The 22,926-nt window shown below is 37.5% G+C and carries 30 protein-coding genes and 1 pseudogene; 1 reads left to right on the top strand and 30 read right to left on the bottom strand.

Translation table 11 applies throughout. The features are described 5' to 3' along the window. From rpmD to NH288_RS07130, 25 genes are all read right to left on the bottom strand, one after another. Nucleotides 1–183 carry a 50S ribosomal protein L30 gene (rpmD, locus tag NH288_RS07010; RefSeq protein WP_234025846.1) on the bottom strand — a complete coding sequence of 61 codons (183 nt, stop codon included), beginning with the start codon at nt 181–183 and terminating at the stop codon, nt 1–3. A 10-nt stretch (nt 184–193) separates the two neighbouring features. After that, complete coding sequence (gene rpsE, locus NH288_RS07015) at nt 194–703, bottom strand: 30S ribosomal protein S5 (protein ID WP_106461014.1); 510 nt, start codon at nt 701–703, stop codon at nt 194–196. A 12-nt stretch (nt 704–715) separates the two neighbouring features. Then, entirely contained in the window at nt 716–1,078 is a 363-nt protein-coding gene (rplR, locus tag NH288_RS07020; protein WP_399525097.1) for a 50S ribosomal protein L18, read from the bottom strand. Nucleotides 1,079–1,084: 6 nt separating this feature from the next. Continuing rightward, on the bottom strand, nt 1,085–1,624 hold the full coding sequence (gene rplF, locus NH288_RS07025; protein ID WP_106461016.1) for a 50S ribosomal protein L6: 540 nt from the start codon (nt 1,622–1,624) through the stop codon (nt 1,085–1,087). Between the two features lie 10 nt (nt 1,625–1,634). Further along, nucleotides 1,635–2,030, bottom strand: a complete 396-nt coding sequence (rpsH, locus tag NH288_RS07030; protein WP_265214201.1) for a 30S ribosomal protein S8 — start codon at nt 2,028–2,030, stop codon at nt 1,635–1,637. Nucleotides 2,031–2,049: 19 nt separating this feature from the next. Further along, the gene (locus tag NH288_RS07035; RefSeq protein WP_004836723.1) at nt 2,050–2,235 is read right to left on the bottom strand and encodes a type Z 30S ribosomal protein S14; all 186 of its coding nucleotides are present in this window, start codon (nt 2,233–2,235) and stop codon (nt 2,050–2,052) included. Nucleotides 2,236–2,246: 11 nt separating this feature from the next. Beyond that, a complete protein-coding gene (gene rplE / locus NH288_RS07040) occupies nt 2,247–2,789 on the bottom strand; it encodes a 50S ribosomal protein L5 (RefSeq protein WP_106461018.1) in 543 nt (180 codons plus the stop codon). A gap of 15 nt (nt 2,790–2,804) precedes the next feature. Further along, nucleotides 2,805–3,113 (bottom strand): 50S ribosomal protein L24, encoded by a 309-nt coding sequence (rplX, locus tag NH288_RS07045; RefSeq protein ID WP_106461019.1) that lies wholly within the window; start codon nt 3,111–3,113, stop codon nt 2,805–2,807. Nucleotides 3,114–3,122: 9 nt separating this feature from the next. Beyond that, nucleotides 3,123–3,491 (bottom strand): 50S ribosomal protein L14, encoded by a 369-nt coding sequence (rplN, locus tag NH288_RS07050; protein ID WP_106461020.1) that lies wholly within the window; start codon nt 3,489–3,491, stop codon nt 3,123–3,125. A 17-nt stretch (nt 3,492–3,508) separates the two neighbouring features. After that, entirely contained in the window at nt 3,509–3,769 is a 261-nt protein-coding gene (gene rpsQ, locus NH288_RS07055) for a 30S ribosomal protein S17 (protein ID WP_106461021.1), read from the bottom strand. Between the two features lie 6 nt (nt 3,770–3,775). Then, nucleotides 3,776–3,982 carry a 50S ribosomal protein L29 gene (gene rpmC, locus NH288_RS07060; protein ID WP_106461022.1) on the bottom strand — a complete coding sequence of 69 codons (207 nt, stop codon included), beginning with the start codon at nt 3,980–3,982 and terminating at the stop codon, nt 3,776–3,778. A gap of 2 nt (nt 3,983–3,984) precedes the next feature. Then, nucleotides 3,985–4,413, bottom strand: a complete 429-nt coding sequence (gene rplP, locus NH288_RS07065; RefSeq protein ID WP_106461023.1) for a 50S ribosomal protein L16 — start codon at nt 4,411–4,413, stop codon at nt 3,985–3,987. 24 nt (nt 4,414–4,437) lie between these two features. Further along, the gene (gene rpsC, locus NH288_RS07070) at nt 4,438–5,175 is read right to left on the bottom strand and encodes a 30S ribosomal protein S3 (protein WP_265214204.1); all 738 of its coding nucleotides are present in this window, start codon (nt 5,173–5,175) and stop codon (nt 4,438–4,440) included. A 7-nt stretch (nt 5,176–5,182) separates the two neighbouring features. Beyond that, a complete protein-coding gene (gene rplV / locus NH288_RS07075; RefSeq protein WP_106461025.1) occupies nt 5,183–5,524 on the bottom strand; it encodes a 50S ribosomal protein L22 in 342 nt (113 codons plus the stop codon). 9 nt (nt 5,525–5,533) lie between these two features. Beyond that, nucleotides 5,534–5,821, bottom strand: a complete 288-nt coding sequence (gene rpsS, locus NH288_RS07080; protein WP_106461026.1) for a 30S ribosomal protein S19 — start codon at nt 5,819–5,821, stop codon at nt 5,534–5,536. A 9-nt stretch (nt 5,822–5,830) separates the two neighbouring features. Next, a complete protein-coding gene (gene rplB, locus NH288_RS07085) occupies nt 5,831–6,664 on the bottom strand; it encodes a 50S ribosomal protein L2 (protein WP_106461027.1) in 834 nt (277 codons plus the stop codon). Nucleotides 6,665–6,675: 11 nt separating this feature from the next. Beyond that, nucleotides 6,676–6,969: a 50S ribosomal protein L23 gene (gene rplW, locus NH288_RS07090; protein ID WP_106461028.1), complete on the bottom strand. Its 294-nt coding sequence runs from the start codon at nt 6,967–6,969 to the stop codon at nt 6,676–6,678. Further along, a complete protein-coding gene (gene rplD, locus NH288_RS07095) occupies nt 6,969–7,592 on the bottom strand; it encodes a 50S ribosomal protein L4 (protein ID WP_106461029.1) in 624 nt (207 codons plus the stop codon). The genes rplW and rplD overlap by 1 nt, the downstream gene beginning before the upstream one ends. 10 nt (nt 7,593–7,602) lie before the next feature. Continuing rightward, nucleotides 7,603–8,238: a 50S ribosomal protein L3 gene (gene rplC / locus NH288_RS07100; RefSeq protein ID WP_265214207.1), complete on the bottom strand. Its 636-nt coding sequence runs from the start codon at nt 8,236–8,238 to the stop codon at nt 7,603–7,605. Nucleotides 8,239–8,317: 79 nt separating this feature from the next. Continuing rightward, nucleotides 8,318–8,629 (bottom strand): 30S ribosomal protein S10, encoded by a 312-nt coding sequence (gene rpsJ / locus NH288_RS07105; protein ID WP_004826901.1) that lies wholly within the window; start codon nt 8,627–8,629, stop codon nt 8,318–8,320. Between the two features lie 349 nt (nt 8,630–8,978). Beyond that, nucleotides 8,979–9,914 carry a 2-keto-3-deoxygluconate permease gene (locus tag NH288_RS07110; RefSeq protein WP_265214211.1) on the bottom strand — a complete coding sequence of 312 codons (936 nt, stop codon included), beginning with the start codon at nt 9,912–9,914 and terminating at the stop codon, nt 8,979–8,981. Between the two features lie 20 nt (nt 9,915–9,934). Further along, nucleotides 9,935–10,405: a GNAT family N-acetyltransferase gene (locus tag NH288_RS07115; RefSeq protein ID WP_265214212.1), complete on the bottom strand. Its 471-nt coding sequence runs from the start codon at nt 10,403–10,405 to the stop codon at nt 9,935–9,937. Nucleotides 10,406–10,413: 8 nt separating this feature from the next. Further along, the gene (locus NH288_RS07120) at nt 10,414–11,343 is read right to left on the bottom strand and encodes a 2-keto-3-deoxygluconate permease (RefSeq protein WP_265214213.1); all 930 of its coding nucleotides are present in this window, start codon (nt 11,341–11,343) and stop codon (nt 10,414–10,416) included. 82 nt (nt 11,344–11,425) lie between these two features. Beyond that, nucleotides 11,426–12,634, bottom strand: a complete 1,209-nt coding sequence (locus NH288_RS07125) for a MalY/PatB family protein (protein WP_265214215.1) — start codon at nt 12,632–12,634, stop codon at nt 11,426–11,428. A gap of 112 nt (nt 12,635–12,746) precedes the next feature. Next, nucleotides 12,747–16,280: a hypothetical protein gene (locus NH288_RS07130; RefSeq protein WP_265214217.1), complete on the bottom strand. Its 3,534-nt coding sequence runs from the start codon at nt 16,278–16,280 to the stop codon at nt 12,747–12,749. A gap of 240 nt (nt 16,281–16,520) precedes the next feature. Here NH288_RS07130 and NH288_RS07135 point away from each other — a divergent pair, with 240 nt between their 5' ends. Continuing rightward, nucleotides 16,521–17,675 carry an iron-containing alcohol dehydrogenase gene (locus NH288_RS07135; protein WP_265214219.1) on the top strand — a complete coding sequence of 385 codons (1,155 nt, stop codon included), beginning with the start codon at nt 16,521–16,523 and terminating at the stop codon, nt 17,673–17,675. A gap of 115 nt (nt 17,676–17,790) precedes the next feature. On the opposite strand, the pseudogene NH288_RS07140 reads toward NH288_RS07135, so the two are convergent. The 5 genes and pseudogenes from NH288_RS07140 to NH288_RS07160 all read right to left on the bottom strand — a co-directional run. Beyond that, nucleotides 17,791–18,009, bottom strand: a pseudogene (locus NH288_RS07140) (2-keto-3-deoxygluconate permease); the annotation flags it as partial. A 106-nt stretch (nt 18,010–18,115) separates the two neighbouring features. Continuing rightward, a complete protein-coding gene (locus tag NH288_RS07145; RefSeq protein ID WP_265214221.1) occupies nt 18,116–18,919 on the bottom strand; it encodes an alpha/beta hydrolase in 804 nt (267 codons plus the stop codon). Nucleotides 18,920–18,975: 56 nt separating this feature from the next. Next, the gene (locus tag NH288_RS07150) at nt 18,976–19,215 is read right to left on the bottom strand and encodes a substrate-binding domain-containing protein (protein WP_265214224.1); all 240 of its coding nucleotides are present in this window, start codon (nt 19,213–19,215) and stop codon (nt 18,976–18,978) included. Nucleotides 19,216–19,853: 638 nt separating this feature from the next. Further along, nucleotides 19,854–20,591: an esterase family protein gene (locus tag NH288_RS07155; RefSeq protein WP_265214226.1), complete on the bottom strand. Its 738-nt coding sequence runs from the start codon at nt 20,589–20,591 to the stop codon at nt 19,854–19,856. Then, the gene (locus NH288_RS07160) at nt 20,591–21,763 is read right to left on the bottom strand and encodes an ATP-grasp domain-containing protein (RefSeq protein ID WP_265214228.1); all 1,173 of its coding nucleotides are present in this window, start codon (nt 21,761–21,763) and stop codon (nt 20,591–20,593) included. Before NH288_RS07160 ends, NH288_RS07155 begins: the two co-directional genes overlap by 1 nt. Nucleotides 21,764–22,926: the final 1,163 nt, after the last annotated feature.

A 22,926-nucleotide genomic window follows, 5' to 3' on the forward strand; every position in this document is an offset into this window, starting at 1 on the left:
TCAGTTTATTTCTTTGACACATACCATGTGGTCGATTTTGTGTATCATACCTTTGATTGCGTCGTTATTTTCTTTTACCACTGTTTGACCAATTTTTCTTAGGCCTAGGGCTTTTGCTGTTCTTATTTGATCATCTTTTTTACCGATAAAAGATCTTTTAAGTGTGATTTCAATTTTTGCCATTGTTTTCTCCTTAATAGTCAAATTCTTCTACCGATTTACCACGAAGTCTTGCGATTTCTTCGACTGTTTTCATGTTTGAGAATGCTTCTACACATGCGTTGATGATGTTTCTTGGGTTTGATGTACCTAGGTTTTTAGCCTTGATATCTTTGTAACCTGCAAGTTCGCATATAGCACGTACTGGACCACCTGCGATGATTCCGGTACCTTCTGCTGCTGGCATTAGTAGTACTCTTCCTGCTGCAGAGTGTCCCTCAATTCTGTGTGGTATTGTTGTACCTACTAATGGTACTTCGATCATGTGTTTTTTAGCATTTTCAGTTGCTTTTCTTATAGCTTCTGGTACTTCTGTAGCTTTTCCTGTTCCTACACCAACTACTCCATTTGAGTTTCCAACTACTACTAGTGCTGAAAATCTCATGTTACGTCCACCTTTTACGGTTTTAGCAACTCTGTTGATTGCAACTACTCTATCTTCGAGGTTTAGTTTTTCCACTTCACTTTTTAATAAATATTTCACTTTCAAAACCTCCTAAAACTTAAGACCAGCTTCTCTTGCTGCATCTGCGACTGCTTTAACTTTTCCGTGATATAAATATCCGTTTCTGTCAAATACTACTTCTTCTATGCCTGCTTCGAGTGCTCTTTTTGCTATTGCGCTTCCTACTTTTTTAGCAGCTTCGATGTTTGCTGATGAAGCATCGATTACTTCTTTTTGTAGGGTGTTGGCACTTGCAAGTGTTACTCCGTTTACATCGTCGATTAGTTGTGCATAGATGTTTGTATTTGATTTATATACTGAAAGTCTTGGTCTTTGAGGAGTGCCTGAAATTTTAGCTCTAACTCTTTTTTTACGAGTTATTAGTCTATCGTTTTTGTGTTTTCTTGCCATTATTTTCTCCTACTTACCTGTTTTACCGACTTTACGTCTTACATGCTCATCAGTATATCTGATTCCCTTGCCCTTGTATGGTTCTGGTTTTCTTTTTGCTCTGATGTTTGCAGCATGTTGACCTACTAATTGTTTGTTATATCCTTTTACAATTATGGTTCTATCGTTTGGTACTTCTACTTCGATTCCTTCAGGATCTTCCATTGTTACTTGGTGTGAGTAGCCTAGGTTCATTACTAGGTTTTTACCTTGTTTATTAGCTCTATATCCTGTACCTTCGATTTGAAGTGTTTTTGAATAACCTTCTGATACACCTACAACTATGTTGTTTAGTAGTGATCTATATAGACCGTGATCGATGTTTTCTTCTTTTGTGTAGTTTTCTGGAATTTGTACTAGTATTTCATCGCCTTCTTGAACTAGACTTACTCTTTCAGATACTGTTAGAGCATCTTCGCCTTTAGGGCCTTTTACTTTTACATTTCTTCCGTTTATTTCTACTGTTACTCCAGAAGGTATGTGTATTGGTTGTTTACCTATTCTTGACATATATTACTCCTTACCATACGTAACAAATAACTTCGCCGCCTACGTTTTCGCTTCTTGCAGCGCGGTCTGTTAAAAGTCCTTTTGATGTCGAAATAATTGCTGTTCCTAGTCCGTCAAGTACTTTTGGAACTTCGTTTGCTTTTACGTAAACTCTTAGGCCTGGTTTAGAAATTCTTCTTAAGCCTGAGATTACTCTTTCGCCATTTTCTGTATATTTTAAATCTATTGTAAGAATACCTTGTTTGCCGTCTTCTTCTACGTTAAACCCTGTTATAAAGCCTTCATCAAGAAGTATTTGGGCAATAGCTTTTTTCTCATTAGAAGATGGTAGTGCAACTTGTTTATGGTTTGCTTTATTACCATTTCTGATTCTTGTTAGCATATCCGCTATTGGATCTGTCATCATAATTATCTTTCCCCCTTAATTACCAGCTTGCTTTTCTTACTCCTGGAATTTGTCCATTATTTGCAAGTTCTCTAAAGCAAATACGGCAGATTCCATATTTTCTTAAGTAGCCGTGTGGTCTTCCACAAAGTTTACATCTTGTGTATTCTCTTGTTGAGAATTTTTGTTTTCTTTGTTGTTTAGCTCTTAGTGACTTCTTAGCCATTTTTGCTCCTTCTATTTCTTAAAAGGCATTCCCATTAATTCTAAGAATGCTTTTGCTTCTTCATCAGTCTTAGCTGTTGTTACGATTGAGATGTCCATTCCGTGTAGGAAGTCTACATCATCGTATTTGATTTCTGGGAAGATTAGTTGCTCTTTGATACCTAGTGAATAGTTTCCTCTTCCGTCAAATGAGTTTGGATTTATTCCTCTAAAGTCTCTTACCCTTGGTAGTGAAATTGAGATTAACTTGTCTAGGAAGTCATACATTTTTTCTCTTCTTAGGGTTACTTTTGTACCAATTGCTTGACCTTCTCTTAGTTTGAAGTTTGCTACTGATTTTTTAGCTTTTAATTCTATTGGTTGTTGACCAGTTATTAGGCTTAGCTCACGTTTTGCTGAGTTTAATAAGTTTTGGTTATCTTTTGCTTCTCCAAGTCCGCAGTTTATAACTATTTTTGTTAACTTTGGAACTTCCATTACGTTTTGGTAACCAAATTTTTCTATTAACTTACCAACAACTTCATTTTGATATTTTTCTTTAAGTCTGCTTGTCATAATTTCTCCTATCAACTAGTCGAATTTTTCGTCAGTTTTCTTTGATTTACGAACTTTTTTACCATCTTCGTAAACTATTTCTGTACGAACACCTTTTTTTAGTTCTTCTGAATATAGAAGTACATTTGATGCATCAATAGGACCATTTTTTTCAAGTCTTCCGCTTTCGCCACCCATTTGGGTTGGTTTTTGGTGTTTTACTTGTACGTTTACACCTTCAACTATTACTCTATTTTCTTTTGGGAAAGCTTGTAATACTTCTCCAACATGTCCTTTATATTCACCTGATATTATTTGGACTTTATCGCCTTTTTTTATATGCATTTTATCCCCCTATAATACTTCCGGTGCTAGTGAGATAATTCTCATAAAGCCTTCAGATCTTAGCTCTCTGGTTACTGGTCCAAAGATTCTTGTTCCTACTGGTGTTAGGTCATCTTTTATGATTACTGCAGCATTATCATCGAAGTTGATTGTTGAACCATCGACTCTTTTTAGTCCTCTTTTTGTTCTAACTATTACTGCTTTTACTACTTGACCTTTTTTTACCGCTCCGCCGGGTGTTGCACTTTTAACTGAACAAGTTACTACATCACCAATATTAGCATATCTTCTTCTGGTTCCTCCAAGAACTTTGATTACTAAAAGTTCTCTTGCGCCGGAGTTATCTGCAACTCTCATACGAGTTTCTTGTTGTATCATAATAATCTCCTTATCAATTAAACAATTTCTGCCGCTTGGCTAATGCGTACTAGTCTCCATCTTTTTGTTTTAGATAGGGCTCTTGTTTCCATTATTACTACTTTATCGCCAACTTTAGCTTCGTTATTTTCATCATGAGCTTTGTATTTTTTGCTTCTGTTTATTCTCTTCTTGTATACTGGGTGTGGTATTTTTTCTTCTACAAGGACTGTTATTGTTTTGTCCATTGCATCTGAAACTACCACGCCTTGGCGTACGTTTCTTCTATTTCTTTCCATTTAAGATTAAGCCTCCTTGCCCTGTTGTAGCTTTCTTTCTGTTTGGATAGTCTTTACTCTAGCTATATCTTTCTTAACAGTTCCAATAGCTGCTGGGTTTTCTAATTGACCTGTGGCAAGCCTAAAACGAAGATTGAAAAGCTCATTTTGTAAATCAAATAGTTGTTTATCTAAATCTCTATCTGATAAATTTCTGATTTCTTTTACTTTCATCCTTATTCCTCCGTACCTGTTACTTCAAGTCTTTGGATGAATTTTGTCTTTACTGGAAGTTTTTGTGCAGCAAGTCTCATAGCTTCTCTTGCAACTTCTTCACTAACACCACTCATCTCAAATAGTACTTTTCCTGGTTTGATAACGGCTACCCAATACTCTGGTGCACCTTTACCAGAACCCATTCTTACCTCTGCAGGCTTTTTAGATACTGGTTTGTCTGGAAATACTTTGATCCAAATATTTCCGCCTCTTTTTATATATCTTGTCATCGCACGACGAGCAGCCTCGATTTGGTTTGCTGTCATCCAGCAAGCTTCTAGAGCTTGTAAACCATACTCACCATAAGCTAGTTGGTTACCTCTATTAGCGTTACCTTTCATTCTGCCTCTATGTTGTCTACGATATTTAACTCTTTTAGGCATTAACATAAAAATTTCTCCTAATCTTTAAGACTAATTTTGTCCCTTTGCGTTAGCTTTGTTTGGACGTCTATTATTTCTTTTTCTTCTTCTGTTGTTTTGTGGTGCAGCTAGTTTTGGTTCTCTTTCAGCTTTTTCTCCTGGAAGTACTTCGCCTTTATAGATCCAAACCTTGCAACCAATCTTACCATATTCTGTATCTGCTTCAGCAAATCCGTAGTCAATGTTTGCTCTTAAGGTTTGAAGTGGAATTGTACCTTCTGAGTATCCTTCACTTCTTGCCATATCAGCACCGCCAACTCTTCCTGAAACCATTGTCTTGATTCCTTTAGCGCCGGCTCTCATTGTTCTACCGATTACTTGTTTCATTGCACGTCTAAATGCAACTCTGTTTTCTAGTTGGCTTGCTATATTTTCAGCAACTAATTGAGCAGATAGGTCTTGGTATTTGATTTCTTCAACATTGATGATGATTCTTTTACCAGGAGCTATTTTTTCTAATTTTGTTTTTAACTCTTCTACTCCAGCTCCACCTCTACCGATTACCATTCCTGGTTTTCCTGTAAAGATTGTAACCTTAAGATTGTTTACTGCTCTTTCGATTTCGATATCTGCGATTCCTGCATCGTATGCTGTCTTTTTGATGAATTCTCTTATTTTGTAGTCTTCTACTAGAAGGTCTGAGAAATCTTTTTTGTCAGCAAACCATTTTGAATCCCAATCTTTGATTACGCCTACTCTATATCCTTTAGGGTTTACTTTTTGTCCCATATTAATCCTACCTTTCCTCTATATCCGCTAACTCTACGCCGATATGACTTGATCTTTTTAATATAGGGTATGCAGCACCCTTAGCTTTAGGTCTGTATCTTTTCATAGTTGGTGCATCATTTGCGTATGCTTTTTCAACTATTAGATTTTCTCTGTCAAGTCCGTTGTTGTTTTCAGCGTTGGCAATTGCACTTTTTAGTACATCTTCAAGTAGTCTAGCACCTTTTTTGTTTGTAAATCTAAGGATATTTAGTGCTTCATCAACTTGTTTGCCTCTGATTTCTCTTGCTATATAGTTAACTTTAAGAGGAGATATCCTTTGATATTTAGCTATTGCTCTTACTTTCATTAGTTTCTCCTACCTCATTTTGCTTTTCATTTCAGTTGCCTTTTTAGCGTGGCCTCTGAATGTTCTTGTTGGTACAAATTCGCCTAGTTTATGACCTACCATATCTTCTGTGATATAGATTGGAACGTGTTTTCTTCCGTCATGTACTGCGATTGTATGTTCTACAAATTCAGGGAATATTGTAGAACGTCTTGACCATGTTCTTACAACTTTCTTTTCATTTTTTTCATTTAAAGCTTCGATTTTTTTCATTAAATGATCATCGACAAATGGTCCTTTTTTAAGTGATCTAGCCATTATATCCCCCTATTTTTCGTTTCTTCTTCTTACGATGTATGCAGAAGATTGTTTTTTAGCATTTCTTGTTTTAACACCGATTGCTTTTTTGCCCCATGGTGTCATTGGTGCTGGTCTACCGATTGGTGTTCTACCTTCACCACCACCGTGTGGATGGTCAACTGGGTTCATTGCTGATCCTCTTACGTGAGGTCTTCTGCCTAGGTATCTGCTCTTACCAGCCTTACCTACTCTGATTAGCTCGTGTTCTGTATTTCCTACAGTTCCTACTGTTGCTTTACAGTTTAGGTGTACCATTCTTACTTCGCCTGAAGGTAATCTTAGTGTTGCAAAGTTTCCTTCTTTTGCCATAAGTTGAGCGCCAGTTCCTGCACTTCTTACAAGTGTTGCACCTGTACCTGCTCTAAGTTCTACAGCGTGTACTGTTGTACCTACTGGGATGTCTTTTAGCTCTAGTGCGTTACCTGGTTTGATATCAGCTTCAGATCCTGATTCGATTACATCGCCTACTTTTAGTCCCTTTGGAGCTAGGATATATCTTTTTTCACCATCAGCATATGCTACTAGTGCGATATATGCGCTTCTGTTTGGATCGTATTCGATGGTTTGTACTTTTGCTGGGATATTGTCCTTATCTCTTTTGAAGTCGATAATTCTATATCTTCTCTTAACTCCGCCACCACGGAATCTTAGTGTTGTTCTACCTGTATTGTTTCTTCCGCCCTTGCTCTTAAGGTCGGTTGTAAGTTTCTTGTATGGTTTTGATGTAGTAACTTCTTCAAAGGTACTTACTGACATATTTCTATGTCCGTTTGAAGTTGGTTTTAATTTTCTAATAGCCATTTAACCCCTCCTTATAGTCCGTCGAAGTATTCAATTGCTTGGCTATCTTCTGTTAGTTCAACGATAGCTTTTTTCCAGTCACTTCTTTTACCATAACCATATCTTGTTCTTACTTTTTTGCCTGTATAGTTCATGGTTCTAACTGATTTTACTTTTACGCCTTCAAAGATTGCTTCTACTGCTTCTTTGATTTGTGGCTTATTTGCATTTTTGTCTACTTCAAATGTGTATTTGTTTTCATCAAGCATTTCCATGCTTTTTTCTGTAATAATTGGTCTTTTGATTATTTGGTAAGGTGCTTTCATTAGATAAATACCTCCTCAAGTTTAGCAATTGCATCTTTTGTAATTACTAACTTGTCGTGTCTTACTAAATCATAAACATTTACTAGTCTTGCCTCAGCTACGTCTACGCCAGCAAGGTTTCTAAATGATCTATATACTAGGTCATCTCTTTCTGCTGTTACTACGTATGCTTTCTTTTCAGCGTTTAGGGCACTTAGTGCAGCCTTTGCTTCTTTTGTCTTAGAATTTTCTAGGGCAAGGCTATCAACTACTACTAGTTCATTGTTCTCTAGTTTAGATGTAAGTACTGAGTAAAGTGCTTTTCTTCTTAATTTCTTCGCTAATTTGTAGCTGTAGTCTCTTGGCTTTGGTGCAAATACTACACCACCGCCTGTGAAGTGTGGTGCTCTTATAGAACCTTGACGAGCACGTCCAGTTCCCTTTTGTCTGAATGGTTTTCTACCACCACCACGTACTTCAGCACGTGTCTTAGCTGATTGAGTACCTTGTCTTTTATTTGCAAGTTGGTTTTTAACTACTTCATATACAGCGTGTTCGCTTATTTCTGTAGCAAATAGAGTTTCGTTTAGCTCTAGAGAACCAACATTTTCTCCTTTTATATTTAAAATATCTACTTTAGGCATTTTCTCCTCCTTAGTCTAGGCTTTTTATAGCGCTTTTTACTTCTACAAGGCCGCCTTTAGGTCCTGGAACGCCACCTTTTACTAAGATGTAGCTATCTTCAGCGTTTACTTTTACAAGTTTAACATTTTGGATAGTAACACGGTCATGTCCCATTTTTCCTGAACCTTTTCTACCTTTGAATACTCTAGCTGGGTCAGAACCTGCTGCTCTAGCACCTGCTACTCTGTGAGATTTTGAACCGTGGCTTGCAGGTCCTCTTCCGTAGTTCCATCTTTTGATAGCACCTTGAGTTCCCTTACCTTTTGATATAGCAACTATATCAACTAGTTCACCTTCTTCAAAGATATCAACTGTGATTTTATCACCAGCTTTTAGTTCTGTAGCTTCGTCGCCTAGTCTAATTTCTTTAAGGTATCTTTTGTAAGATACGCCAGCTTTGTCATAGTGACCTCTGATAGGTTTTTTGACATTTTTTTCTTTTTTGTCAACTGTTCCTACTTGGATAGCATTGTAACCGTCATTTTCAATTGTCTTAACTTGGACAACGGCATTTCCCTCTGCTTTTAGAACAGTAACAGGAGTGATAACTCCGTCAGCATCGATTACTTGAGTCATGCCTACTTTTGTTGTAAATATACTCTTCATGAGTACCTCCTTAATTACAGCGGATTGATCAATCTAGTTAATTCTTATTAACCCCTATTCTCAATCATCCTAATTACAGTTATAGTTTAATTTCGATATCTACACCAGCTGGAAGATTTAACTTCTTTAGTGCGTCTAATGTCTTTGCATTAGGTCCTATGATGTCGATTAATCTCTTGTGTGTTCTTTGTTCAAACTGTTCTCTGGAATCTTTGTACTTGTGGACAGCTCTAAGAATTGTAATTCTTTCGATTTCTGTTGGTAATGGAATTGGTCCACTTACTTCTGCTCCGCTTCTTTTAACTGCTTCTACGATTTTCTCTGCAGAGCTGTCAATCACTTCGTGATCATAAGCTCTAAGTCTGATTCTTATCTTTTGTTGATTAGCCATTTTCCTCTCTCTTTCTTTCACGCCCGTCCGGGCGTTTGATAATAATTTGGAAATCACTTGGGATTCTTCCCAAGCTTGCTCGATTAGAGTTCCCTTATGTCTTTGGCCTTAAAACATAAGCAACATCTAACTTCTAAGCACTATTATAGTGTACGACTTTAAGTCAAGCTTTTCAAGTTATTTCTTAAGATTTTACATAAGTTTAGATATATTAACCAGCATATATAAAATCTCTTTAAGTCACAAGCTTTTCTTTAAGCCTATCATTTAGTTTACTAGGATTTTCTTTATTTTCAAGGCCATTAATATTTTCTTTTTTACATTTCTTTCTATATATATTATATAAGGGTCAAAATTTTTTATAATATTTATTCCAAAGGCCAGATACGATTGGTACTAGAATTGATGTAAGGATTACCACAGTTCCTAGTTGGGCGCTAGCAAGAGGAGCTAAGCTCTTCCAAGTCGGATCTAGGTCTGCCACAAGGCTTGGCACTATCACGGAATTACCTGCGGCAGTATAGATTGCAATAGCAGCCCAGCCTGGTCTTCTATTTACAAAAATATCTAGAGGCAAGCTAATAACAAAAGCCGCTCCGATTGTAAGAAGACTTAGGATAAATCCTCCAGCCCCTCCCCTTAGGATTGTTGATAGATTTATCCCACAACCTATGGCAAAGCCCAAAAAGGGCATGATATATTTTTGTGTCCCTGCGAGGAATTCACAAAATCTTTGGTCAATATTTCCCAAAAAGATTCCTAAAAGAATAGGCATGGCCAAGTCTAAAATTGATGTAGGGGTAATATCTGCTATTCCAAGCATTGAAAGGGTAAAATAGGTAAATATTGGCACAGAAATAATGGCAGTTATGGCTGCGCTTGCTATGTCGTATTCATCACCATAATCACCGCTTATGCCTATAAAAATAGAATTATTTTGATTTGAAATTGCGGCAATAAAGGCAAGAGCCGATATACCGAAAATCCCATTTCTGCCAAAGGCTTTGAAAAATATATAGCCTAGGACAATTGATGTAAGCCACTTAGATAAAAGTAATACTAGGCCCCTGTGAAGGGCTTTTTTAAGCCTTGCTAAGGTAAGTTGGCTGCCTACAGCAAGGAGGGTTATATCAATGATTGCGTTTAGGCCATCAGGGCTTGCTATAGCCTTAGTCATCGGTCCAAGGTCAAATACACTTGGAGCTAGACTATTTATAAGAGCTCCCACAAATAAAGGGACAATTATAGTAGCCGCTGGAATTTTTTTGAAAAATTTACTTAACATATTTTATCCTTACTAATCTCTTAGTTCCCAAGATACTTTATATAGATCTGGCAAGGGTTCCACTCATCCCAAAGGGTCGGAAAGACCTCCAGCTCCTTATAGCCGATAGCCTTATAAAAATTATTGGTGATATCATATTCTTCATAATGACCTGACTCTACAGTCTTAACTTGCGAATACGAATAACCTAGCGATTTGGCAAGCCTTTCATACTCTTTATTTAAGGCTTTTCCTACTCCTTTGCGGTGAAAGGCCTTCTTTATCCCCATTACAAAAATATCCGCACAGTCAGGGCTGGTCGCATTTAAGACAATGAAGCCAATCGGATTATTTTTACAAAAAGCTGCCAAAAAGTGCTTATCTTGAGAATCTCTTATATAGGCTTCAGTACTTTCAGCAAGTCCAAACCATTCTGGCAAATCATTTAAAATATCTCTAGCTATCTCTTCTTTTTCTTTCTTATCTTTTATTTCCTTAACATTAAATTCCATCTTGTCTCCTACTTATTTTTAAATCTCTTAGCCCAAAAATCTGTAATTATGGGTGTGAGAATAATTGTAACTACAACAGAAGCTGCTACTTGGGCTGTGGCAAGGCCTACAAAGGCCTTCCAGGTCGGATCAATTTCTGCAATCATAGCAGGCACAGCTACCGCATTGGCTCCAGTTGTGGCAAGGGCCCATCCAGTATGGCCTGGCCTTTTGTTAAACTTCATATCAGCAAAGACCGTAAAAGATCCCACTATAGCTATTACAACAAAGGCAAGGATAAGACCAGAAAAGCCAGCCCTATAGACATTTCTAAGGTCAATTGCTGACCCCATGGAAAAACCTAAGAAGGGAATAATCATCTTTTGACTTGTAGAAAAAATCTCCCTAGACCCCTTTATGAAATGTCCAATAAAAATCCCCAAAATCACAGGCATGGCAGAATCTAAGATTGCCAAAAATGGAATATTAGCAAGACCTCCCATGCCAAGAACTAGCATAGCGAGCATAGGACCTGTTATAATGGATCCAAAGCCTGCCAAGGCCTGGTCAATCCTATCCCCATAATTTATATTTAGGCTGATAAAGACGGAGTTATTGTGGTTTAAAACTCCGCAGGCAAGGGCCAAAAGTGATAGGCCAAAAACCCCTTCCCTGCCAAAAAGCTTTGAAATACCAAAGACAAGGATAAGTCCCATAGAAATCCTTGCTAGGGAAATAACACCAGCCCTCTTTATAACTTCGCCAATATTTGAAAAATCTATCTGAGAACCAGCCGCCATAAGGTTAAGGGCCATGAGGACCTTGACAGACCCATTTGAAAATAGGGCCTGGCTAAATTCTCCAAATCCAATCCCATCAGGAAAAGACGTATGAATAAGGGCCGCAAGCAAGAGGGGCACCATCATATTTCCCGCAGGAATTTTTTTAATTAAATCCATAAAATCTCCTTTATAAGACTTTACCATTCTTAAAAGCCTAAGTAGAAATCCCCCGATTTTTTTATAAATCAGGGGATAAATCTCATTTGATCACATATTTTTTAAGTCTATCAAAGGCTTCCTTAACCTTGGCATGAGGCAAGGCTAGATTCATCCTTATAGAATATTTGCCGTGGAAAGGCCTGCCATCTTGCCAAGCTACTCCCACATCCCAGCCAGCTTTTAAGATATGACCGATATCCACTCCCTTATCCTTGCAATATTTTTCAAAGTCAACAAAGAGCATATAGGTGCCTTCTGGTTTAAAGACTTCTACTCCAGCAAAATTATCCCTAATAAAATCACAAGCATAATTCACATTCTCGCCTATAGTTTTATTAAGCTCGTCAGTCCATTCATGACCTGTCTTAGAATAGGCGCCAATTAGGGCGTGCATGGATAAGACATTCATGGAATTGTAGTGGGAAAGAGAGGCTTCCTTATTTATCCTATTTCTTATATATTCATTGTAGATAATATGGTAAGATCCGACTAGGCCTGCAAGGTTAAAGGTCTTGCTTGGAGCGTAGAGGGCAACGGTATTTTCGTGGGCATAGGTACTTACTGACTGGGTTGGGATTTGCTTGTGACCAAAAAGAATTATATCTGACCATATTTCATCAGAAATAATCTTTACCTGGTGGCGTTGAAAAATATCGACAGCCTTCTTTAATTCTTCCCTTGTCCAAACCCTGCCTGTCGGGTTGTGAGGGTTGCAGATAATGGCTGTAGTAATTTTTTGGTCAATTATTTTTCTTTCCATATCCTCATAATCCATGACCCATTTTCCATCCTCATCCTTTATTAGGTCTGAATGGATAATATGGTAGCCATTATTAGCCAGAGAATTTGTAAAGCCGATATAGGTAGGAGAATGAACCAGAACCTTATCTCCTCTGGAGCAAAAGACATTTAGGGCTGATATAAGACCGCCCAAGACCCCATTTTCATAGCCGATGTCTTCTTTTTTGATATCATAAATTCCCTTTCTCTCCTTGTGCCAAGAGATAATCGCCTGGTAATATTCATCTGTCGCCATAAAATAGCCAAAGGCTGGATGATTTACCCTATTTATTATGGCTTCTTGGATGGAAGGCGCTGTCGGGAAATTCATATCAGCAACCCACATAGGAATGACTTCAAAGCCTTCCCTTGGCCTATCAGGACTCATACCAGGCATAAGACCAAGCCCATCGACAGCTATAGCATCCATCCCATGCCTTTCAAGCATCTGGTCAAAGTTAAATTTCATAATCTCCTCCTCGTTTTTAATTCCTTTACATATCTTATCTTCATTATACTCATTTTGCTTTTGGAAAATAAGGCATAAAAAATCAACCCCCTGAGGAGTTGATTTTTAAGCTTTAATATTCTTTTTTCTTCTTGCTTGCCTTTAGGCCTGCCATAGAAGCTGCTGCTAGGATTGCATAGATTGATAGGCCTGGTACACCTGTTTTTGGTGCTGATAATGGGTTATTTTTAGCTTTTCTTCCAGCTACTACATCACCCATAGCTACTCCACCTTTTGCCTTTTCATCCTTCTTGGCTTCTTTTTCTGCTTGCTCTTTATCTTTGCTAGCTTCTTTGTCAGCTTCTTTTTCTTTTGCTTGATCTTTTTTAGATTCTTCAGCCTTGTTTTCTTTGTTTTCTTTGTTTTCCTTCTTGTCTTCCTTCTCAACTGTAGATGCATAAGAGTTAGAAGAGAAGAAATACCATGGATAGGTCATTCTTTCTTGGGCTAGGAAAGATTCATAGAGAGCCTTGGCCTCTAGATAAGCCTTGTAAGCTAAGTCATAAGCTGCCTTAGCCTTATTGTAATCAGCTTTTATAGGCTCAAGTTTGTCATTAGCTTCTTTTAACTTCTCCTTTAGGCCTGGCATTTTTTCATCTAAAGCCTTGTACTGACCTAAAAGTGATACAAACTGAGCATTGCCACTTAGGCTATCAAGATTATTTGCATCTAGCTTGGCTGCTTCTTTGTTAGCTTCTTCTGCCTTAGCTAGTTTTTCCTTAAGACCATCTAATTCTTTATTTAGTTTTTCCTTAGCTTCTTGAGCTTGCTTTAAGTCTTCTTGAGAATTTGCTAAGTTTTCTTTAGCTTGGTCAAGGGCTTTAAGAGCTGCCACATAGGCCTTATTCTTATCTGTCAATGCATCAAGGGCTTTTTGAGCATCATCTTTTGCCTTTTGACTTGCTGCAAGCTTATCCTTGCTTGCCTTAAGATTTTCTTCTGTGCTTGCTAGGATATTATTCTTTGCATCAAGTTCTGCTTTAGCATCTTCGATTTGCTTATTCAAATCATCTAGTTTTGCCTTATCCTTTTCGCTTTGGTTAGTTTTAGCTTCTAAGTCGTTTTTCTTTTGACCTAGGCTTTGGTTAAGGTCAGATAGGGTAGATTTTTGCTTATTAAATTCAGCTTGGGCCTTATCTTTAGCCTCTTGCTTCTTAGTTAAATCTGCCTTAGCTTCATCTAGGTCTTTATTTGCAGCAGCTAGCTTTGTTTTTATTTCTGCTATATCTTTGTTTAATGCTTCAATTTGTTTGGCATTTGTATCATTTTTAATTAAATCAGCAATTTTCTTATTGGTTTTATCTAAGGATGATTTTTTCGAATTTAAGGTATCGATTAAAGTTGAATTTGCCTCGTCTAAATCCAGAATTTGTTTTTTATTAGCTTCTTGGGTTGCCTTATCTTTATTTATAGATTCATTTCTAGTATTGATGGCATTATTTAGCTTTGTTATAGACTCATCAAGCTTAGCTATTTCAGCTTCTTTATCGTTCACCTTCTTCTTGATACCTGCTAGTTGAGCTCTAAGATTAGCAAGTTTTTCCTTATCTTCCTTGCTTATAGATTTATTGCCAGCCATAACATCTTTTAGGCCATTATAGTAGTCTAAAAATCTTTCCTTGTATTCTTCTACTGAGTATAGACCCTTATCTCTTACAGTAGGATTTAGAACGACTGACTTAACAAATCCATGTTTGCCTGGTCTTACTGCATAACCTGCAGATTGAGAATCTCTAGGTGTTCCCCCTTCTTTCCACATCAAGTCATCTACTAGATTTGTATAGTGGCCTACTGCTGTCGACCCAAATTCTGTTTCGATATCATTTTCATTTTCTTTTATAAACGCATCCATTTCTTTTCTTGATTTAAGCTTCTCATTATTTCTTAGATGATCAAATAGCTTCTTTTCTTCATCCCACCAGCCTTCTAGGGAAGATTCAAAAAATTTTGATGGGGTATCAAGTCCTTCTTCTGGATGCCAAGACAAGTTTTCATAAGGAGGATTATAAACTGTTGCATGGACTCTCTGATAAGCCGAGAAATTTGCATTTGCTTGGGCTACTGCCATATCAAAGTCGCTAATCTTAAGGATGCTTAACTTTCTACCATCAATTCCTCCATCTTTTTCCCTTTTATTATTTATAACCTTGATGGCATCTATGGACTTTTTCATATTTTCTAGTTGTCTAGAATCATCTGCAGTCATGGTCTTATTTTTTTCTAAATATTCTTTACCATTTTTTGCTACCATACCAAAATAATTCTCTTTTGGTAGTTTACTAAATACATTAGCTGCATCAGTTGAGCCCATTTCTTCAAAAAATCCTACAGAACCCTTGTTCCACTGAGCTTTAGCTGCTGCCTTTTCCTCTTCACTTGGTGCTTTTTTAGCATCTGCTTCCGCTTTATCAAGGGCTTTTTGTGCATTTGCTTGGTCTTCTTTTAATTTTACAAGTTCATCTTGGGCTGCATTTTTCTCTTCTTCTAATTTTGATTTTGCTTGCTCATCAGTCTTGTTTGCTTCTTCGTTATTTTTGATTTTTTCTTCAAGGGCCTTGCTTTTTTCTCTTAAGGCTTTTGCAGCATCAGTATTAGCTTGTATTTTTTTATTTGCGTCTTCTATCTCTTTTTCAAGTTTATCTTTTTCAGCTTGGGCTTCTTTTAGCTCCTTATTATTAGCTTCACTTTCTTCTATGATAGCATTTAGGTTTTCATTTAATTCTGCAAGCTTATTTTCTAGTGCTTCTTTGGCCTCTTTCTTTTCCTTGAAGGTCTTTTCTGAAGCTTCTAGGTCATTTTCCTTATTTGTTAAATCTTTAGAAAGACTATCTAGGTCGATTGCCTTTATCTTTTCTTCGGTTTCTGCTATTTCCTTTTTTAAATTTTCTATATTGGCTAAATTTTCTTGATTAGCCTTATTTAAATCATTATAGGACTTTTCTACTTGATTTTTCTTGGCTTGAGCTTTTTGGACTTCTTCCTTATCGCTCTTAAGATTATCTTCTATCTCTTGTGTGGCTTTTTTATCTTCTTCTAACTTAGCCTTGGCAGAATCTAGGTCTTTTGTGGCTTCTGTAATTTGATCTCCTAGTTCGGGATTGGCTTTGTTTAGATCATCGACTTTTTTCTCTGCATCTTTTAGTTTGCTTGTATTTTCTTCTATATCAGACTTGGCCTTATTTTCTTTTTCTTCTTCTGTCTTGGTAGCAGCTTGGTTTTTGGAAATTTCTTCCTTGGCCTTATCGACCTGGGCTTGCTTATCAGCTTTCTCTGCCTCTACCTTATCTTCAATTTGTTTTTGGGTATCATCTATTTCTTTCTGATTATCATCTACCGCTTTTTGGGCCTGGTCTAATTCTGATTTGGCCTTGTCATATGGCTCCTTCTTTTCATTTAGATTTTTTTCTTCCTTGGCAAGGTCTGCTTCTTTGGCATCTAAATTTGCTTTTGCTTTTTCTTTAGTATCAATTACTTCTTCTTTGGTCTTTTCGTTTGCTTGCTTATCGTTAGCCTTATTGCTTTCTTCTGCATAGGCTGTATTTGGTAGTATTGCACCAATTGAAAGGGCCATTAATAAAACAATATTTTTAAAATTTTTATTCTTCATAATATGCGCAGGCATCCTCCTTGTCTGTTTTATATTATTATATCATATATTTCTTTATTTTTAAGTATTTTATCTATATTATCTATCTTTTTAATATAACAAAATAAAATAATTTATTTTTAACAATGTTTTTATTTTCTTGAAATATATTTATGGCTATTGCTTATAAATAGACCTTGGAGTATAATGTTCGCAGATAGTTAGTTATTTAATTAACAAAATATAGATTCGGAGGAATTTATGACTTATACAACTTTTTCAGTACCTAACAATATTGTACATGGAGAAAACGCTCTTACATATCTTGCTAGTCTAAAGGGCAAGAAGGCTTGCCTTGTTACTGGCGGCTCTTCTATGAAGAGATTTGGATTTTTAGATGAGGCCAAAGAACAGCTTGAAAAGGCTGGTATGGAAGTTTTAATAATCGATGGAGTTGAACCAGATCCATCTGTTAAGACTTGCCTTGCTGGTGGGGCTAAGATGGCTGAATTTGAACCTGAGTGGATTATTGCTATCGGTGGCGGTTCTGCTATGGATGCTGCTAAGGCTATGTGGGTTTTCTATGAACATCCAGATTGGGATTTCGAAAGACTTGCTGCTTTTGATAACCCACCACTTAAAAACAAGGCTAGGATGATTTGTATACCTTCTACATCTGGTACAGCTAGTGAAATTACAGCCTTCTCTGTTATCACTGATACAGAAAAGGAAATCAAATACCCACTTGTTCACCCAGATTTCGTTCCAGAAGTTGCCCTTCTTGATATGAGAATCCCTGCTACCATGCCTCCTAAGATTACAGCAGCTACAGGTATGGATGTTATGACCCATGCTGTTGAGGCTTTTGTTTCTACAGCAGCTGATGACTTTACAGATCCTTATGCTATCAGAGCTATAGAGCTTGTCTTTGGATATCTAAAGAAGGCTTATGACAATGGAGATGACATGGAAGCTCGTGAAAAAATGCATATTGCTTCTTGTATAGCTGGTATGGCCTTTACCAATGCTTCACTTGGTATAGTTCACTCTATGGCCCACAAAATCGGCGGCATCTTCCACCTAACCCACGGCGAAGCAAATGCTATTATGCTTCCTTACATCATCGATTACAACAGAAAAGAATGCGATAAATATGACAAAATCGAAAAAATTCTTGGAGTTGATGATATAGCTGAAGAAATTAGAAAGTTAAATGCAGCTGTTGGCCTTACCGCTAATATCAAAGATGGTAAGAACACAGTTATTCCAGAAGATAAATTTGAAGAAGTTTTAGATACAATGAGTGAAAATGCCTTCAAGGATGCTTGTACACTTACAAACCCAAGACAAACAAGCCCAGAAGACATCAAAAAAATCTACCACGCCGCTTATTACGGAGAAAAGGTAGACTTCTAAGAAAATATAAGTGGCTGTTGGAAAAGCCCTAATATAGAAAAAAGACGAGGAAACTAAACATCCTCGTCTTTTTCTGATACACAGTATAGATAAAACTATACCTTCAATTCCTCCATTAAATATCGCCTTTAAATCTATACCAGAACCTATGGCGAATCCTAAGCCTCTTTATGGTAGGCTGGCTAGCTACAGCAGCTAAGGTTATATCAATTATAGCATTAAGGCCTTCCTTGCTAGTCATAGCCGCCGTCATCGGTCCAAGCTTAAGGAGACTTGGGGCAAGGGTATTTAATATAGAAGCCAAAATCATAGGCACAACTATGCTTGTTCCCGGAACTTTTTGTAAGTATAATTGTCAATCTTATCCCTCCTAAAAGCAAATCAAAAAAACGCCAAGGGAATTTCCCCCCCTAGCGTTTTTGTTGCTAAAGCTTCCCTGCTTATATTCTATTATTTATCCAGCAAATTATATCGCCAATTACTTCGTCTTTGGCATATTCATTCATGATTTCATGGCAAAGACCCTTATAGATTTTAATTTGGCAGTCTTTAGATGAATTATTTTCAAAAAAGTCAAAAGAATCTTTAAAGTTAACTAGGGCATCGTCCCTGCCGTGGAGGATTAAAACTGGGTAAGAAAAGTCTTTTTCATTTTCCTTAAACCAAGCTATTCCGTCTTTTACTGCATATAAAAGACCCAGTTGGTATTTTTTAAGGTTTAATGGGTCAGCAACATAGGCTTCTACAACTTCTTTTACAGAGCAAACCCCGTCGCCAAGCTCGTTTGGAAGTTCTGTGTGTGGGTCAAGTCCAGGACCTACCATTTCAGTCATCTTATTATTATCATGAGTAAGACCTCCAGAAGTAATGACTCCAGCAAGGTTTTTATCTTTATACTTAGCCCCGTATAGGCTTACGGCAAAACCACCCATAGAATGGCCTAACAAAAATACTGGCTTATCAGGATTTTCTTCTATGGCCCTATCTACCACAACATTTACATCTTCTAACATATCATTGTAGTCTTTGTAAAAGCCTCTCTCGCCTTCAGATTGGCCGTGGCCCCTGTGGTCAAACCTATAGGTCGAAAAACCTGCATTGTGAAATTTCTCAGCCACATAATCGTACCTACCAGAATGTTCTGCCAGACCATGGACAATAACAACTGCAGCCTTGGCATTTTTTGCTTCTTCCTTGTTGTAAAATAAAACTGTGCCATCAAAAGATTCAATAAAATTTGTCATGATCATTCCTCCAATTTTTTCTATATCGAATATTTGCTTTCCTAAACAAAAGCTTCTTATAAATTAATACCCATAAAAGCGATTTCCTTTTCAATTAATTTTGCTTCTAAAACAATATTTGTTTCTGCCTTTTCATCATTTAAAATCTTTAGAAGCTTATCTATAGCAAAATCAACATGGTCTGAAATGCTCTGGACGATTGATGCAATGGCTTGGTTGATGTATTCAGTAGTATGGATATTGTCAAAACCTATAATGCCATGGTCTTCAGGGATTTTTATTCCTTCATTTTCCATAAGTTTATAGGCATTTAAAGCAAGCCTATCTAACTCAAATTGGATTGAGTCAAATTCTGGTTTTTTCTTAGAAAATCAATTAATTTCAAGAGGTCTCCCTCTGGGTCTTTTACTTTAAATTCAACAAAATTCGCTTCATCATAATACTTATAAAGAGCCTCGACAAAACCTGATTTTTTGGCAATATAGGACCTAGACATATAAGCAGTATCCAAAGGACACATAGAGGGGTTTCTTGTAAGAATTATCCTTAAAAAGCTTGACAGTCTGGTCTATAGCCTCAATTTCATCTATATAGACGTTTACAATTTTCTTGTCAGTTGTTTTAACATCCTTTTAGGATAAGAAAAAGGGGCTGTTGCAGAATGAATAAATCGTCGCCAATTCATTAGAGGAACCTTGTGAAAAGTCTCACACGCCGACGGGCTAATTACCTCCATGAGCCGGCAGGCAAACCGAAGCCGACGGTCGGCCCAAAAATTTTCCACAAGAGTCTCAAGGAGCCGACGGGCTTTTCTCGCTTCGCTCGAGTGCTCCGCACGGGTCCTCCATGAGCCGGACAGGCTATCTTCTAATAATGGGACGATAGTTATTCATAGTTTTGCAACAGCCCCTTAATTCTTTGTTATTTATAATATTTAGCCAAATAAATGTCCCAAGAAGTAAGGCAATTGATTGCGCCAAGATGGCCAATCGTGAGGCACATCATAGCCCCACTCATCAAACCAGGCAGGGATTTGCTTAGCTTCAAAGGCTTGCTTTAAGGTATAGAATGATGGCAGGCCATCATCTTCCCAAGCTCCGTGGCCTGTGCAAACAATAATATCTCCAGCCCTGTACTTATCCAAAAACCAAGGGTCGTTTTGATTCCATAAATAATCTGCCGGACTATTTTCATAAACTACCATATCTGACCCATAGTCGCCCCCAAAGAACCTAACATCATAAACTCCAGATAGGGCCAGAGTCTTACAAAATACATCAGGATGCCTTAGGTAGAAATTGACAGCGTGAAAGGCCCCCATCGAGCAACCTGTAGTCATCATAGGGTCAAACCAAACTGTCTTGTGCTTTATAAAGGGAATAGCCTCTTCAATTATATATTTATCGTACTGGTTATGGGCAAGGGCCCTATCGTGCATAGATTTATTAGCTAGCCAAGATTCTCCATCAATAGAAGATAGGGTAAAAAATTGAACCCTACCTGCTTCTATAAAGTCTTTGGCAGCATCAATCATGCCAAAGTCGGCAAATTCGTTGTGACTTCCCCCAGATGATGGGAAAACTAGGACAGGCATTCCCGAATAGCCATACCTATTCATATACATTTCCCTGCCCAAAATCCCCGAATAATGGCTTAAAAATTCAACGTGCATTAGTCCTCCTTGTGCTTGTGGACAAAATCAATGATTTGGTCAATATCACTTACATCATCAGTCGTGATTATATATTTAAAATCACCCTGGATTGAAGCAAAGGCCTTTTCAGCGCGACTTGCTTCCTTGACCCTATCGCCAAATTTTGCCCTGATATCATCTTCGTAATGGCAATAAGTATAAATATCTCTTTGGCTTAGACCAAGGGCATTGTGAGGAGCCTTTGGTATTTTAGAAATCTTCTCACCCTTAACCATTCTGGCATAGATATCATAAAGATCAATTGCAAAGGCGTGATTATAGACATCTATAGCATAGCCACCTGTAACCCTATTATTGTATTCTATAGCTATATAAGACCCATCAGCCCTTTTGAAAAACTCAATATGGAAAAATCTCCCCTTCATGCCAAATGCCTTGACAGCAGCCCTGCCATATTCGACGATTTTTGGATCAAGGTCGCTTTTTACAATAAAAGCTAGATCAAGCTGGTCACGGACAAGCTCAAGGGTAGGAATGGTGTGATAAAGACCAGTTTCAAAAATTATCTCCCCATCCATATCAACAATCCCATCATAAGTACAAAGAAGACCATCTTCGACATAAGGCTCTATGAAATATTCTATAGACCTATCCCGCTTGGCTAAAAAATCATTAGCATCGGCCTCATTTTCAATCTTAAAAGTCCCACCAGCCCCAACACCATTATCGGGCTTAGCCACAAAAGGATAGGAAATTTCTTCAACAACTTTTTTAAAATCAGCATCATTTCTAATCACATAACCATCAAGGACAGGAACACCAGCCTCCTTGAAATACTTTTTCATTCTAGACTTATACTTAAATTTAAGAAGGTCATCTGGCCTAAGGCCTGGTATATTAAATTGTTCACGAAGCTTAGCATCAAGCATCAACCAATATTCATTGTGGCTTTCAAGCCCACCAATAGGGCCATGCTTATAAAACAAAAAAGCCACAGCCCTCTTAACTTCATCAAGATTTTCTAGAGAATCAACCCTAAAATATTCTCCAAGAGAGCCCTTAAGCTCATCAGATAAGTTCTCATAAGGCTCATCTCCTATACCCAAAACATTGACTCCATTAGCCCTTAGGCGGTGGGAGAAATTTTGAAAATTTGGTGGAAAATGAGGAGAGATTATTATAAAATTCATTTTTCTTATTATTCCTTTCTATGTTTATCCAAGATAAATTATCTTTAGGGGGCTTCCCCCTTAAGGACCCCCTAGTTGGGGTTTTTTTGTCCAAGATAATAGTATTATATGCTTTTTTTATTGGGATTTTTACATTATAATGAATTATTTTTATTTAGTATTTTTCTTCGTAATGTCATCTCATAATAAATTATTGTCATCAAGCTGATGACTTCGCCAAAGGGGAGGCCCAAGGACCCTTTCGCATGGGTCCTCATCGGACGGAAACCCGTTTGCTACGCAAACTCCTCCGTGCTACCGCACTATGTTTCCGGCATAAACGCCCCAAATCAAGGGGCGTTTATGTCCCCCTTAAACCCCTCCCCGTTACACCCCGCAAGCGACTCCTTAGCGGAGGGCAAAATATGTAGATTTTTTTCAAAAATCTTCTTTAGTATAGCAGTTTGCTTCGTATGTAGGTGGCCTTGTTCTTACTGATTTAAAATCAAAAATCCCCTAAAAATCACAATCTAGTCCAAATAGGAATTTTATAGTTACTTGTCATCTTAGTAGTTACAATATTTTTATTTAAGTATGGTTGTCAGTGTGATTTTCTTAACGGTGACTTTTTATTTTAAATCTCCCCATAGATTAGTATTTTAGACCCTATTATCGCAATGTTTGCCAAAGGCAAACGAGCCTTAGCCCTACTTTGACGTCGATATTCTCTCAGAATACAGAATAATTCTCCCATGGTCGTGAGATTTTGTAAATGGAGATGCCGTTAAGAAAATCTCCTGACGCACGAGTACAAATTATAATTCTGTAACTACTGAGATGTAGAGTATATACAAAACATAAATTTGGACTAGATTGAGATTTTTAGGCATCGGAATGTCAAAATCAGTAGGAATAAAGATGGCTAGTACAAAGAGTTTTGCCTACTTATAGAGGATTGCCGTTAGGCAATCTTCACTGTTCGCACTCCGCCTAAGGAGCAGAGGGGGTGAGGGAAAAGGGGGTTTAAGGGGGAAAGCTGGAGGGGGCCTCTGCCGCCCTATGGTACCCCCAAAAAGTTGTAGCTCAATTTCTTACAATACAAATATATTATAGATTGATGGTGGCCCTTTTCTATAGAAAAGGGCGATTTATCAAGATAATATACTGATTTTTTCTTTCGACCT

Source organism: Anaerococcus sp. NML200537 (assembly GCF_026131715.1).
Classification (GTDB): Bacteria; Bacillota; Clostridia; order Tissierellales; family Peptoniphilaceae; genus Anaerococcus; species Anaerococcus kampingae.

Bases quoted from the DNA above. Each gene is read 5' to 3' on its own strand.
- rpmD (WP_234025846.1), bottom strand. From the start codon at position 183: ATGGCAAAAATTGAAATCACACTTAAAAGATCTTTTATCGGTAAAAAA.
- rplF (WP_106461016.1), bottom strand. From the start codon at position 1,624: ATGTCAAGAATAGGTAAACAACCAATACACATACCTTCTGGAGTAACA.
- rpsH (WP_265214201.1), bottom strand. From the start codon at position 2,030: ATGATGACAGATCCAATAGCGGATATGCTAACAAGAATCAGAAATGGT.
- NH288_RS07035 (WP_004836723.1), bottom strand. From the start codon at position 2,235: ATGGCTAAGAAGTCACTAAGAGCTAAACAACAAAGAAAACAAAAATTC.
- rplE (WP_106461018.1), bottom strand. From the start codon at position 2,789: ATGACAAGCAGACTTAAAGAAAAATATCAAAATGAAGTTGTTGGTAAG.
- rplX (WP_106461019.1), bottom strand. From the start codon at position 3,113: ATGCATATAAAAAAAGGCGATAAAGTCCAAATAATATCAGGTGAATAT.
- rplN (WP_106461020.1), bottom strand. From the start codon at position 3,491: ATGATACAACAAGAAACTCGTATGAGAGTTGCAGATAACTCCGGCGCA.
- rpsQ (WP_106461021.1), bottom strand. From the start codon at position 3,769: ATGGAAAGAAATAGAAGAAACGTACGCCAAGGCGTGGTAGTTTCAGAT.
- rpmC (WP_106461022.1), bottom strand. From the start codon at position 3,982: ATGAAAGTAAAAGAAATCAGAAATTTATCAGATAGAGATTTAGATAAA.
- rplP (WP_106461023.1), bottom strand. From the start codon at position 4,413: ATGTTAATGCCTAAAAGAGTTAAATATCGTAGACAACATAGAGGCAGA.
- rpsC (WP_265214204.1), bottom strand. From the start codon at position 5,175: ATGGGACAAAAAGTAAACCCTAAAGGATATAGAGTAGGCGTAATCAAA.
- rplV (WP_106461025.1), bottom strand. From the start codon at position 5,524: ATGAAAGTAAGAGCAATAGCTAAATATCAAAGGATATCTCCTCTTAAA.
- rpsS (WP_106461026.1), bottom strand. From the start codon at position 5,821: ATGGCTAGATCACTTAAAAAAGGACCATTTGTCGATGATCATTTAATG.
- rplB (WP_106461027.1), bottom strand. From the start codon at position 6,664: ATGGCTATTAGAAAATTAAAACCAACTTCAAACGGACATAGAAATATG.
- rplW (WP_106461028.1), bottom strand. From the start codon at position 6,969: ATGAAAGCACCTTACCAAATAATCAAAAGACCAATTATTACAGAAAAA.
- rplD (WP_106461029.1), bottom strand. From the start codon at position 7,592: ATGCCTAAAGTAGATATTTTAAATATAAAAGGAGAAAATGTTGGTTCT.
- rplC (WP_265214207.1), bottom strand. From the start codon at position 8,238: ATGAAGAGTATATTTACAACAAAAGTAGGCATGACTCAAGTAATCGAT.
- rpsJ (WP_004826901.1), bottom strand. From the start codon at position 8,629: ATGGCTAATCAACAAAAGATAAGAATCAGACTTAGAGCTTATGATCAC.
- NH288_RS07110 (WP_265214211.1), bottom strand. From the start codon at position 9,914: ATGTTAAGTAAATTTTTCAAAAAAATTCCAGCGGCTACTATAATTGTC.
- NH288_RS07115 (WP_265214212.1), bottom strand. From the start codon at position 10,405: ATGGAATTTAATGTTAAGGAAATAAAAGATAAGAAAGAAAAAGAAGAG.
- NH288_RS07120 (WP_265214213.1), bottom strand. From the start codon at position 11,343: ATGGATTTAATTAAAAAAATTCCTGCGGGAAATATGATGGTGCCCCTC.
- NH288_RS07125 (WP_265214215.1), bottom strand. From the start codon at position 12,634: ATGAAATTTAACTTTGACCAGATGCTTGAAAGGCATGGGATGGATGCT.
- NH288_RS07130 (WP_265214217.1), bottom strand. From the start codon at position 16,280: ATGAAGAATAAAAATTTTAAAAATATTGTTTTATTAATGGCCCTTTCA.
- NH288_RS07135 (WP_265214219.1), top strand. From the start codon at position 16,521: ATGACTTATACAACTTTTTCAGTACCTAACAATATTGTACATGGAGAA.
- NH288_RS07145 (WP_265214221.1), bottom strand. From the start codon at position 18,919: ATGACAAATTTTATTGAATCTTTTGATGGCACAGTTTTATTTTACAAC.
- NH288_RS07150 (WP_265214224.1), bottom strand. From the start codon at position 19,215: ATGGAAAATGAAGGAATAAAAATCCCTGAAGACCATGGCATTATAGGT.
- NH288_RS07155 (WP_265214226.1), bottom strand. From the start codon at position 20,591: ATGCACGTTGAATTTTTAAGCCATTATTCGGGGATTTTGGGCAGGGAA.
- NH288_RS07160 (WP_265214228.1), bottom strand. From the start codon at position 21,763: ATGAATTTTATAATAATCTCTCCTCATTTTCCACCAAATTTTCAAAAT.